A 10,274-nucleotide genomic window follows, 5' to 3' on the forward strand; every position below is an offset into this window, starting at 1 on the left:
GCGACCGCCAACGCCCCGATCGGGCCACTGCCGATCACCAGCGCGGTTTTGCCCGCCACGTCCCCGGCCCTTGACACCGCATGCCAGGCCACCGACGCCGGTTCGATCAACGCCGCCGTCCGCAAATCCAGGGTCCCGGGCAGGGCCCGCAGCATCCGGACCGGCAGGTTCACGTACCGGCTGAACGCCCCGTCCGTGTGCGGATACCTCGCCGCGGAACCCAGGTACGTGCACCCCGGCGACAGGTTCGGCCGCCCCAACGGGTACCGGGGAGCGTCAGGACCAGTCCCAGGTCCCGGGGTGGCCGGATGCACCGCCACCGGGGTCCCCGCGGCCGGGCCGGCACCGTTGGCCGCGGGCCTGACGACCCGCCCGGAAATCTCATGCCCCAGCACCAACGGTGCCTTCAGGATCGACTCGCCCGCCGCGCCGTGCAGCCAGTAATGCAGGTCCGACCCGCAAATCCCGCCATACAGCACCTCCACCACGGCCTCATCCGGTGCCGGTGCCTTCAGCGGGACCTCGTCGATCCGCAGATCCCCCTTGCCGTGCGCGACCACCGCCGGGCCCGACGCCGGGAGTTCTGCTGAAGCGTCTGTTGCTGTTGCTGCTGTGTGTGTCATCAGACCACCACCGTCATTCCGCCGTCGATAAAGATCGTCTGCCCGTTCACAAAATCAGACCCGGACGAGGCCAGCCACACCGCCGGGCCCGCCAGATCCTGCACCGTGCCCCACCGCGCCGCCGGGGTCCGGCCCAGGATCCAGGCATTAAACTGCTCATCATCCACCAGGTTCTGCGTCATCTCGGTATGGATATACCCCGGCGCGATCCCGTTGATCTGCAACCCCGCCCCCGCCCACTCAGCCGTCATCGCCCGGGTCAGGTTCCGCAACCCGCCCTTCGCCGCCACATACGGGGCGATCGTGGGCCGGGCCAGGTCCGTCTGCACCGAACAGATATTGATGATCTTCCCGTGACCGCGCGGGATCATGTGCCGGGCCGCCTCCCTCCCCACCAGGAACGCGCTGGTCAGGTCCGTGGAGATCACCCGCTCCCAGTCCAACACGTCCAAATCCAGCATCGGCACCCGGTGCTGGATCCCGGCATTGTTCACCAGGATCTCCAACGGCCCCACATGCTCCTCCACCCACGCCACCCCCGCCGCGGCAGCAGCATCATCCGTGACATCAAACACCACACCATGCACCCGGCCCGGCGCATACCCCGCGGCCATCGCCGCCTCCGCCGCCTTCAACCGCTCAGCATTCACACCGTTCAGCACCACCGTGGCGCCCGCATCAGCCAACGCCCGAGCCAACGCATTACCAATCCCCCGGCTCGAACCAGTCACCAAGGCAACACGCCCGGTCAAATCAAAAAATGAAGTCATGAATGGGTCCCTTCTGCGGCGCTCACGGCGCCCGTCCTGCTGAGGTTTGAAATGGTTTGCCGCACGACGGCCAGGTCCTGGTCCCCCAGGCCCTGACGCTTCAGTTCGGCATAAAGTTCGACGCCGGCCCGTGCCATCGGGACGGCAGCTCCGGTGGCGTCGGCCGACTCCACCACGAAGGACAAATCCTTGTGCATGAACTTAGCCGGGCCGGTGGGGGTGTAGTCCTTCGCGGCAAGCCGCGGGCCCACCTGCTCCAGGACCCGGCTTCCGGCGAGGCCGCCGGACAGCACCTCGTAGAGGGCCGCAACGTCGACGCCCGACCGCTCGGCCAGCTCGGCCGCCTCGGCGAGGGCCGCCGTCGTGGTTCCCACCACCAGCTGATTGCATGCCTTTGCGAGCGATCCGGCACCGAGCGGGCCCAGCAGCCGCACGGTGGTGCCCATGGCTTCGAAGAGCGGGAGCAGGCGGCGGAAGTCGGCGTCGTGGTCTGCTCCGGCCATGATGGCCAGGGTGCCCTCCATGGCACCCTTCGTCCCGCCGCTGACCGGCGCGTCCACCGCCACGGCATTGCCTGAACTGGCATCCTGGACCTGGCGCCCGAAAGCCTTGACTGCGGTGGGGGAAACGCTGCTCATGACCACCACGGCGGTGCCCGCCGCCGGCGGTGATGACTGCCAGCTGGCGAGCAATCCGGAGGCCGCGTCCTCAATGTAGGCGAGGTCCGGCAGCATAAAGATGATCACCGGCTCGTCCCTGAGTTGCTCCACGCTATCTGCCGCCGATCCTCCGAGCTGGCGGAAATCCGCCAGCGCGGCGGGAGACCGGTTCCACGCCGTTACTGCCCAGCCCTTCCGTGCGAGGTTCGCCGCCATCGGCGCCCCCATCAGGCCCAGGCCCACGAAGCCTGCTCTCTGTATATTCATCTGCAGCGGAACCTCACTTCGTTGTGGTCAATCGTGGTCAATCCTAGGAAATCTGTTCAGTATTCTAGCCCCTATTCAGTATGATGAACAGCATGACGACTGAAACCACCGTCGCGATCGCCGTCCCGCTCGAAGCCGAGTTCGTGGAACGCATCCGCGCCATAGATCCCTCCGTGACCGTTCTCTACGAACCCGATCTGCTACCGCCCGAACGGTTCCCCGCTGACCACGCCGGCGACCCCGACTTCAAGCGCACGCCTGAACAGGAGGAGCGCTACTGGGAGATGCTGGGCAAGGCCGACGTGCTGTATGGCTTTCCGAACGAAAGCCCGTCCGGCCTGGCGCGGATCGCCAGGGAAAACCCGCGCCTGCAGTGGATCCACGCCATGGCGGCAGGGGCCGGCGGCGCAGTCAAAGCCTCCGGGCTCGACGCCGAAACCCTCAACAAATTCAAGGTGACCACGTCCGCAGGCGTGCACGCCCTGCCGCTTGCCGAGTTTGCCGCACTGGGTATCCTCAACGGCTTCAAGAGGACAGCCGAGCTGGCGCAGGACCAGGCCGCCAGGGTTTGGCCGGAACTGCGGACACCCACCCGGCTGGTCAACGGCTCCTCGCTGGTGGTCACGGGGCTCGGGGAGATCGGACTGGAAACCGCCCGCATCGCCCGCGCCCTCGGCATGAAGGTCAGCGGCACCAAGCGTTCCGTGGAGCCGATCGACGGCATCGAGAAAGTGGCGGACAACAGCGGCTTGGCCGGCCTCCTCGCCTCAGCCGACGCCGTGGTGAACACCCTCCCGGGCACTCCCTACACGGAGAGGCTTTTCAGCCGCGAGGTCTTCGCGGCCATGAAGCCCGGCACGGTGTTCGTGAACGTCGGCCGAGGAACCGTGGTGGACGAGGACGCGCTGCTCGAGGCCCTGGAGAGCGGTCAGGTGGCCTACGCCTGCCTGGACGTGTTCGCCGTCGAGCCGCTGCCGCAGGACAGCCCGCTGTGGAACCACCCGCGCGTCATGGTGTCGCCGCACACCTCGGCCCTGAGCGCTGCCGAGAACCGCCTGATCGCAGAGCGCTTCTGCAGCAACCTCAGGACGTTCCTCGACGGCGGCGAACTTCCCCACCTCGTCGATACGGTCCACTTTTACTAAACCGCCCCCGGGCAGGACACACCTGCAGGGGAAACACCGAAGAGCCGGGCAGCCGCAGGGCTGCCCGGCTCTTCTGCTGCCCCCTGCGCCCCCGCCAGGCGGAAGGGACACTTCAGGCCCAACCCAAGGCGCGAACGTACACTTGCGGCCCACCCCGCGTGGGGATGGGCCGCAAGTGTACGTTCGCGCTGTGCGTTCTTAGCGTGCGGCTGCTAGCGGGCGTCCTCGATAGCCACGAGGTCGCGGCCCTTGGTTTCCGGCGTGAAGAAGGTGCTCACGAAGGAGATCAAGGCAAGGACCAGCGAGTAGATGGCCAGGACCAGCCAGGAGTAGCCTGTGGCCGCGAGCAGTGCCGCTCCCACGAGCGGAACCAGGCCGCCCGCGAGCACGGCCGAGAGTTCGCGGGCCATGGCGACACCCGTGAACCGGTACTGCGATCCAAACAGTTCAGGCAGCAGGGGGCACTGCGGTCCCAGCATGGACTGCACGCCGAGGGCGATGCCAACCACCATGACAGCCCACACCAGGGTCACGTTGCCGAGGGTCACGAGGTAGAACGCCGGGAAGGCGATGACAGCCTGGAACAGGGCGCCGTAGCGGTAGATGGGGACGCGGCCGAAGCGGTCGGACAGCGCACCGAAGGTGACCACCATGACGGCGGCAAAACCCGCCGCGATGAGGAGGCCCACCGGGCCGATGAACTTGTCGCCGGGGAAAATGCCCGCCGGGGCTGCCAGGAACGCCACCAGAAGCGCCGAATAGATGGAGGAATTGCCGTTCTCACCCATGCGCAGGCCGATGCCCACCAGGACGTTCTTCCTGGAGTGCTTCCAGAGCTGGCCCACCGGGTTCTTGACGACGTTCTTGTGCTTCTCCAGCTCCTGGAACACCGGGGTTTCCTTGAGCCGCAGGCGGATGAACACCGCAATGGCGATGAGGATCACACTGGCCAGGAAGGGCACGCGCCAGAGCCAGCCTTCGAGGACGGCCTTGTTGGCCGTGGCGATGAGAGCGAAGGTGCCGGCGCCCAGGAGGGTGCCCAGCTGGATCCCCACGAAGGGCAGGGAGGCAAAGAAACCACGACGGCGTGGCGGGGCCACTTCGGAGATCAGCGTCGTGGCGCCGGCCTGCTCCGCGCCGGCACCGAGGCCCTGGACGATCCGGAGGATCACCAGGAGCACCGCGCCGAGCATTCCTGCCTGCTCGAACGTCGGCAGCAGACCGATGGCAAAGCTGGCGGTTCCCATCAGCCCGATGGTCAGGATCAGCACCATTTTCCGGCCGAACCGGTCTCCGATGTAGCCAAAGACGATGCCGCCGAACGGGCGGGCGGCGAAGCCCACACCATAGGTGGCGAATGAGGCGATCAGCGCACCCTCCTCGCCGAGCGGCTTAAAGAACAGTGGGCCGAAGATGAGGGCCGAAGCCAGGCCGTAGATGTAGAAGTCGTAGTACTCCAGAGCGGAGCCAACGGAGCTGGCAAGTGTTGCCCTTCGCAGCTGTTCCGGTTCGACGACGGCGCCGTCCGCATCAGCCAGCGGTGAATCAGTACGAGTTGTCACTAGCACTCCCTCAAAGACACTCCAGGCCCCCGTTGGCCTGGTGAGTAGTGACACCTTCATTGCGTCGGTCACTATGTTGAACAGAGTACAACATGATGAACAGCTAGCCAATAGCCTCGGGGGATCCGTTAGCCCATGGGGTTGCCGAGGGACCTCGCCAGCTCATTCAGCTCTTTAACCATCTGCGCGCCCTGCTCCTGCGAATAGGTCGCCTTCAGTGCGGTAACGGACAGGCCCAGGCTCGGGCCATGCGCTCCGCGGGTGGGCACAGTCACCGCGAGGCAGACCACGCCCGTGGTGGACTCCTCGTCCTCAAACGCATAACCCTGCTGGCGAATCTCCGCCAGTTGGGCCTTGAGCTCAGCACCGGTGCGCAGTGATTTGGGCGTCAGCACGGGAAGCTCCGCGTCGTCGGCGAACATCGCATCGATGTCGTGGTCATGAAGCCTGGCGATGAGTGCCTTGCCGACGGCGCAGAGGGAAACCGGCATCTTGTCACCAATATTGGACGTAAGGCGGACGGCCGGATGACCCTCGTAGCGCGCCAGGTAGATGACGCTGGCGCCGTCCAGCATGGCAATGCGCACCGTCTCACCGGACAGCGTGGGCGCCTGTTCGCAGAACCGGTAGAACTCCTGGACTTCGTCAAGCCGGCTCAGATAGGCGGCGCCCAATTCAACGAGCTTGCGTCCCAGGGTGTACTCGGCCCCCTGCCTGCTGATCAGCCTGGCGTCCTCGAGGGCCAGCAGGAGGTTCGAGGTGGAAGACTTCGGAATCCCGAGGTCCCGGGCGAGGTCACTAAGCGTAAGCCGGCCAGTGGCCGATGCTGCAAGCGACTCCAGCACGGCCGCGGCCCTGGTAACGGCCGGCGCCGGAGACGCGCTGCCCAGTCCGTCACTGGGCTTGGATGTGCGGGAATCGGCCATGATTCTCCCTTTCGGTACGCGCTCGGACAGCGGGGTCGGCAGACTGCATCGCGCGCGAACATCGGCGACAATGCCAAGGTGTCCAGTCAACTGAACACCTACCATCATACTGGCTGGGCGTCTGCTGCTGAAGGCATACTGCGCCCTTACGCCAACGGAGCGCCGGAGGCACGCTGTCATGAGTTTCCTGTCATGAGTTTCGTGTTTCCGAAAGTTCACGGTATATTCAACTGCAAGCCTTCCACCGCGGCATCCCCCAATAGTCGCGGTGGAAGGCTTATCCAATTCCAGGGGCTTTTAGGTTCGTGGCCTTCAAGATTGCGGGCCTTTCTGCGCTCAGGTCATCGTCAGGCCGCGTTCGCCACACTGTTGTCCGTGCAACTGTTGTCTGCCACAGCGCTCCGCAGCCTCCATCCGCCGCCAAGTCCGTCCCGGACGATCTCCATAGTGGTCAGGGCCGATCCCGCGTTACGACCCAATCGGGTCTGAAGCCGCCAGACTTCGACGTCGACGCGGCTGAGTCCCAGCGGCATCCGGCGTTCCGCTTCCCACCAGTTGACGCGTTCAAACCAACGCAGCGGTTCGGCGCCTACCATCCATTCCTGCCCGCCGCGGATGACAGCCCCCGGCTGCCCGTCGGCTGCGGTTTTCACAAGTACGTGTTCCATGCCCGCAGGCTATGGCCGGGCACCGACATTTTTCCCGGGAGCGGTTTCCGGATACGTCTGCGCCGGCAAACAAAAACCCCGCCTGATCTTAGCTCAAGGGCTACGATCAAGCGGGGTGTAGTGGTGGGTCCTACCGGGATCGAACCGATGACATCCACGGTGTAAACGTGGCGCTCTACCAGCTGAGCTAAAGACCCAAACAGTGGCTTTTCGCACCGAAGCGCTCCAACCAACGAACATAGACTCTACCCGAACACTGCCCGCAAACGCTAATCGGTCAGGCCGCAGGGACCGGAGGCAGCTCCTCCGCCAGCCAGGCGAGCGATTGGCTGACCCCGGCCTCAAGCTTGATGGTGGCCAGCTCGTCCCCCCGCGTCTGTCCGCGGTTGATAATGACGACGGGTTTGCCCTGCTTGGCGGCGTGACGGACAAACCGCAGCCCGCTCATGACGCTGAGTGAGGACCCTGCAACAAGGAGGGCCCCCGCCTCATCCACCATTGCGTAGGCCCGCTCCACACGGTCCTTGGGGACGTTTTCGCCGAAATAAACAAAATCAGGCTTGAGGACGCCGCCGCACGCAGGGCAGCGGGCCACCACGAAGCCGCGGATCAGGCGCATGTCCTCAACCGTGGCGTCTGCATCGGGGGCCATCTCGACGAGACCGGATTTGGTGGCGTGGTCCAGGAAGTCCGGGTTCAGCTCCTCCAGGACCCCGGCGAGCAGCTGCCTCGAGTATGTGCGGCGGCAGTCCAGGCAAACCACTTGGTCGAAGCGTCCGTGAAGGTCCACGACATTAATGCTGCCCGCGTCCTCGTGAAGGCGGTCCACGTTCTGGGTGATCAGGCCGGTCAGGAGCCCGCGCTGCTCAAGGACGGCGGCGGCGGCATGACCGGGATTGGGGCTGGCCCGCCTGAGGTGGGACCAGCCAATGTGGTTACGCGCCCAGTAGCGCTGCCGGTTGCCGGCGTCTCCAACAAACTCCTGATAGGTCATGGGTGAGCGCGGGGGCGAGTCGGGTCCGCGGTAATCCGGGATGCCGGAGTCCGTGCTGAGACCTGCCCCGGTCAGAAGGGCCAGCGGCAGCCCGGCGAGCACGTCCCGGATCCCGCCCAGCGCCTCGAGTTCGCCGGCCGATGACTCGCTGCGCGGGGCGGGCGGCAAGCTTGCGAACCCTGTCAGGCCGGTGCCGGTCCCCCGCTGATCCATGGGTTGGCCCTGACGCTTAGCCCTGGGCCAGTTCTGCCAGGACGCGCCGGTATTCGGCGAGGTCACGAGCCTGGCCCCGAGGATTCACGACGACGTAGCGGACGGTTCCGCCGGCGTCGATGATGAACGTGCCGCGCCGCGCCATTCCGCTTTCCTCGTCGAACACGCCGAACTCCCGGGCGACGGCGCCGTGCGGCCAGAAGTCGGCCAGCAGACTGAAGCCGTAGCCTTCCTGCTCGGCATACGCCCGTAGGGCGAACTTGCTGTCCACCGAGACCGCCAGCACCTCGGTGTCGGTGTATTCGAACACGGCCAGATTGTCCCTGATCTCACAGAGCTCGCCTGTGCAGATGCCGGAGAACGCGAAGGGATAGAAAATAACCACCACGTTGCGTCCGCGGAAATCGGAGAGCCGGACAGGCTCGCCGAACTGGTTCGCGAGTGTGAAATCGGGCGCCTGCTGCCCTACTGCGGGCACACCGGCAAGGTCCACCGATGCGACGGCGGCCTGTCCCGTCACTTGTTCTTCCTGGTCACCAGGCGCGTGGCGCTCCAGTCCTTGGAGACGCCCGCGGACGTGGTGCAGTGCAGCCCGGCGGTGGGCGCAGCGTCCTGGATGTCGGAGGGCGAAACATATCCGGGACGGCCGGACTTGGGCGTAAGGACCCACACGACCCCGCCCTCGGTGAGCGTCGTAAGCGAGTCGACCAGGGTGTCAACGAGGTCGCCGTCTCCGTCCCGCCACCAGAAGATCACGGCGTCCACGACGTCGTGATCATCCTCATCCAGAAGCTCTGACCCCGTCAGATCCTCTATGTCATCACGCAAGTCGAGATCGACGTCGTCGTCGTAACCGAACTCCTGAATCAGATCCCCGTCCTTGAAACCCAATTTTTCCGCCACATTTACCGAAGTGGCGGCGTCGGCCTCGCTCACGTGTTCCTCCTGTGCCTAGTGATTTCGATTACTCCAAGCCAACACCCTTTGGGCGTGTGCTTCAAGCTACGTGCGCCGCGGTGCGGCTTATTGTGCGTCACACAACAAGTATGACGGTCAAATAGGGCAGGCGGTTCAAGCGCGGCTACGCATCCGGAAGCCGTCAGAGCTACAGTGACTGTTGACAACTATGCCTTTTGGGGCGACCGCCCCGGACTAATTGGCAGTCATACACACGAGATAGAACCCTGCCCGGCGCACATGACCGGGCTGTCGTTACCGATATGACGCACACGACGCGTTCACGCCGGGCAGCTACCCTGCCGGACCTGAGTGCGCCGATGAATGCGCGCAAAGAGAGGTTGGACGTGGCTGCAGGAGAAGATACCTCCCATATCCTCAGCGGGTTGACTAACCAGCTGCCTGATCGTGATCCGGAAGAGACCGCCGAGTGGGTTGAGTCCCTGGACGCGCTGATCAGGGAACAGGGCACGGAGCGTGCCCAATACATCATGCCGCTGGAACGCCGCGGTGATGGTGCACCGGGCGCAGCGGCCCGAGATCGGGGTGGGCGGGCACATCTCCACCTACGCCGGCGCCGCGACCCTGTACGAGGTCGGGTTCAACCACTTCTTCCGSGGCAAGGACGCCCCCGGCGGCGGGGACCAGGTGTTCTTCCAGGGCCATGCGTCCCCGGGCATGTACGCCCGGGCGTTCATGGAGGGCCGGCTCTCGGAGGAGGACCTGGACGGGTTCCGGCAGGAAAAGTCCAAGGAAGGCCACGCGCTCTCCTCCTACCCGCACCCGCGGCTGATGCCGCACTTCTGGGAATTCCCGACCGTGTCGATGGGCATCGGCCCGATGAAYGCGATCTACCAGGCCCAGTCCAACCGGTACCTGCACAACCGCGGCCTGAAAGACACCTCGGACCAGCAGGTCTGGGCGTTCCTGGGTGACGGGGAAATGGACGAGCCCGAATCCCGCGGCCTGCTCCAGCTCGCCGCGAACGAGAACCTGGACAACCTGAACTTCGTGATCAACTGCAACCTCCAGCGCCTGGACGGCCCGGTGCGCGGCAACGGCAAGATCATGCAGGAACTCGAGGCGTTCTTCCGCGGCGCGGGCTGGAACGTGATCAAGGTCGTCTGGGGCCGGGAATGGGATGACCTGCTCACCCGCGACACCGACGGGTCGCTGGTAAAGATCATGAACGAAACCCCGGACGGGGACTACCAGACCTACAAGGCCGAATCCGGCGGGTTCGTCCGCGAACACTTCTTCGGGAAAACCCCGCAGACCAAGGACCTCGTCGCGGACCTSTCCGATGACGAGATCTGGAACCTCAAGCGCGGTGGGCACGACTACCGCAAGGTCTACGCCGCGTACAAGGCCGCGACCGAATTCAAGGGCAAACCCACCGTGATCCTGGCCAAAACGGTCAAGGGCTACGGCCTGGGCCCGCACTTCGAAGGCCGCAACGCCACCCACCAGATGAAAAAACTCACCCTCGA

The 10,274-nt window shown here is 65.2% G+C and carries 10 protein-coding genes, 1 tRNA gene and 1 pseudogene; 2 read left to right on the plus strand and 10 right to left on the minus strand.

Annotation, left to right across the window (positions count from 1 at the left end; all coding sequences use genetic code 11):
* The 3 genes from AC1DFE_RS23360 to AC1DFE_RS23370 form a co-directional block, all read right to left on the minus strand.
* Positions 1-623: alcohol dehydrogenase catalytic domain-containing protein (locus tag AC1DFE_RS23360; protein ID WP_476908220.1), on the minus strand; the 623-nt coding region annotated here is incomplete at its 3' end.
* Complete coding sequence (locus tag AC1DFE_RS23365; RefSeq protein WP_476908221.1) at positions 623-1,393, minus strand: SDR family oxidoreductase; 771 nt, start codon at positions 1,391-1,393, stop codon at positions 623-625. The genes AC1DFE_RS23360 and AC1DFE_RS23365, both read right to left, overlap by 1 nt.
* On the minus strand, positions 1,390-2,319 hold the full coding sequence (locus tag AC1DFE_RS23370) for an NAD(P)-dependent oxidoreductase (protein WP_476908222.1): 930 nt from the start codon (positions 2,317-2,319) through the stop codon (positions 1,390-1,392). The genes AC1DFE_RS23365 and AC1DFE_RS23370 overlap by 4 nt, the downstream gene beginning before the upstream one ends.
* An 80-nt stretch (positions 2,320-2,399) precedes the next feature.
* Between AC1DFE_RS23370 and AC1DFE_RS23375 the strand changes: the two genes are divergently transcribed.
* A complete protein-coding gene (locus AC1DFE_RS23375; RefSeq protein ID WP_476908223.1) occupies positions 2,400-3,464 on the plus strand; it encodes a D-2-hydroxyacid dehydrogenase in 1,065 nt (354 codons plus the stop codon).
* A 212-nt stretch (positions 3,465-3,676) separates the two neighbouring features.
* Here the strand turns inward: AC1DFE_RS23375 and AC1DFE_RS23380 are convergent, their stop codons facing one another.
* The 7 genes from AC1DFE_RS23380 to AC1DFE_RS23410 form a co-directional block, all read right to left on the minus strand.
* A complete protein-coding gene (locus AC1DFE_RS23380; protein ID WP_476908224.1) occupies positions 3,677-5,026 on the minus strand; it encodes an MFS transporter in 1,350 nt (449 codons plus the stop codon).
* 128 nt (positions 5,027-5,154) lie between these two features.
* Positions 5,155-5,952 (minus strand): IclR family transcriptional regulator, encoded by a 798-nt coding sequence (locus AC1DFE_RS23385; RefSeq protein WP_476908225.1) that lies wholly within the window; start codon positions 5,950-5,952, stop codon positions 5,155-5,157.
* Positions 5,953-6,299: 347 nt separating this feature from the next.
* Positions 6,300-6,620, minus strand: coding sequence for a hypothetical protein (locus tag AC1DFE_RS23390; RefSeq protein ID WP_476908226.1), 321 nt, complete (start codon positions 6,618-6,620; stop codon positions 6,300-6,302).
* 121 nt (positions 6,621-6,741) lie between these two features.
* Positions 6,742-6,817, minus strand: a tRNA-Val gene (locus tag AC1DFE_RS23395).
* An 80-nt stretch (positions 6,818-6,897) separates the two neighbouring features.
* The gene (locus tag AC1DFE_RS23400; protein ID WP_476908227.1) at positions 6,898-7,827 is read right to left on the minus strand and encodes an NAD-dependent protein deacetylase; all 930 of its coding nucleotides are present in this window, start codon (positions 7,825-7,827) and stop codon (positions 6,898-6,900) included.
* Between the two features lie 16 nt (positions 7,828-7,843).
* Entirely contained in the window at positions 7,844-8,347 is a 504-nt protein-coding gene (locus tag AC1DFE_RS23405) for a peroxiredoxin (protein ID WP_476908228.1), read from the minus strand.
* On the minus strand, positions 8,344-8,763 hold the full coding sequence (locus tag AC1DFE_RS23410) for a DUF3052 domain-containing protein (RefSeq protein WP_190602328.1): 420 nt from the start codon (positions 8,761-8,763) through the stop codon (positions 8,344-8,346). The genes AC1DFE_RS23405 and AC1DFE_RS23410 overlap by 4 nt, the downstream gene beginning before the upstream one ends.
* Positions 8,764-9,104: 341 nt before the next feature.
* Here AC1DFE_RS23410 and AC1DFE_RS23415 point away from each other — a divergent pair.
* Positions 9,105-10,274: pseudogene (locus AC1DFE_RS23415) on the plus strand (pyruvate dehydrogenase (acetyl-transferring), homodimeric type); the annotation flags it as partial.

This window comes from Arthrobacter sp. 05T423, from assembly GCF_056396245.1.